This window comes from Rhodopseudomonas sp. B29, assembly GCF_000333455.1.
GTDB lineage: Bacteria > Pseudomonadota > Alphaproteobacteria > Rhizobiales > Xanthobacteraceae > Rhodopseudomonas.
The window spans coordinates 1-1,103 of record NZ_BADD01000602.1; the positions used below are offsets into that span (position 1 = coordinate 1).

Annotated in this window: 1 protein-coding gene and 1 pseudogene; one reads left to right on the forward strand and one right to left on the reverse strand. The window is 57.8% G+C overall.

Going from position 1 to position 1,103, the window contains the following annotated elements; genetic code table 11:
* Nucleotides 1–166: 166 nt before the first annotated feature.
* Complete coding sequence (locus I5M_RS21780) at nt 167–352, reverse strand: hypothetical protein (protein WP_022723341.1); 186 nt, start codon at nt 350–352, stop codon at nt 167–169.
* A gap of 197 nt (nt 353–549) precedes the next feature.
* On the opposite strand from I5M_RS21780, the pseudogene I5M_RS30340 reads away from it, so the two are divergent.
* Nucleotides 550–1,103: pseudogene (locus I5M_RS30340) on the forward strand (F0F1 ATP synthase subunit delta); the annotation flags it as partial.

Sequence of the window (1,103 nt, forward strand, 5' to 3'; positions counted from 1 at the left end):
GTATGCGGCGAGAATGGGCCGACGGGGTGAACGTTTACCGGCTGAAATATTCTTTGAATAGTGCCAGTGGAACAAAGAAGATTCGCCAGGAACGAGTAGCAAATTTGCTTAATACTTATGGTTATGATCGAATACTTTAGGCTTAAGTCTTTAGAAACTAAAGGATTTATGACCCGAAATAAACACCAAGCATTCGTTGCGTGTCGGGTCTGCGATCAGCGCGATCGAGCCGGTGCGGCGTCGCCGCGCCCGACACGACGATCCCGGAGGGCGCGACTTCGACGATCGCAACTTCGATGATGAGGGTCAGTTCCGAGTCACGGAAAAGTCGCGCGACGATGACTTGCGACAACGCGTCATTGGCGGCTGTGTCTTTGTTGCGCCTGCGCGCGCGCTATGTTAGCAAAGCCGCGATTTCACATGCCGGCCATGTTATCGCGCCGGCAGAAAATCGAAGTCCAGCTTGAATTCCAAGGGCTTAAATCGACAGGCGCCGCATCTTGGCGACGGTTTTTCCCTTGGGTATTTGACCCACCGAAGAGCGCGCTCGTGGCATCTGAAGATCAGTCGGTTTCCGGAGTATCGGGTCGTTACGCGACCGCGTTGTTTGAACTGGCCCGCGATGAAAAATCCGTCGATGCGGTCAAGGCCGATCTGGACAAGTTCAGTGCCATGTTGGCAGAGAGCCCCGAGCTGATGCGCCTGGTGCGCAGCCCGGTGTTCGGTGCCGAGGCCCAGACCAAGGCGCTGTCGGCGGTGCTCGACAAGGCCGGCATCACCGGTATCAGCGCCAACTTCCTGAAGCTGCTCGCTGCCAATCGGCGCCTGTTCGCGGTCGCCGATGTGATCCGCGCCTACCGCGCGCTGGTCGCGAAGTTCAAGGGTGAGGCGACCGCCGACGTCACCGTCGCGGAAAATCTCAGCGACAAGAATCTCGAAGCGCTGAAGACGGCGCTCAAGGCGGTGACCGGCAAGGACGTCACCCTCAACATCATGTCGATCCGGCGATCATCGGCGGCCTCGTGGTCAAGCTCGGCAGCCGCATGGTCGACAGTTCGCTCCGCACCAAACTCAATTCGATTAAGCACGCGATGAAAGAGGCA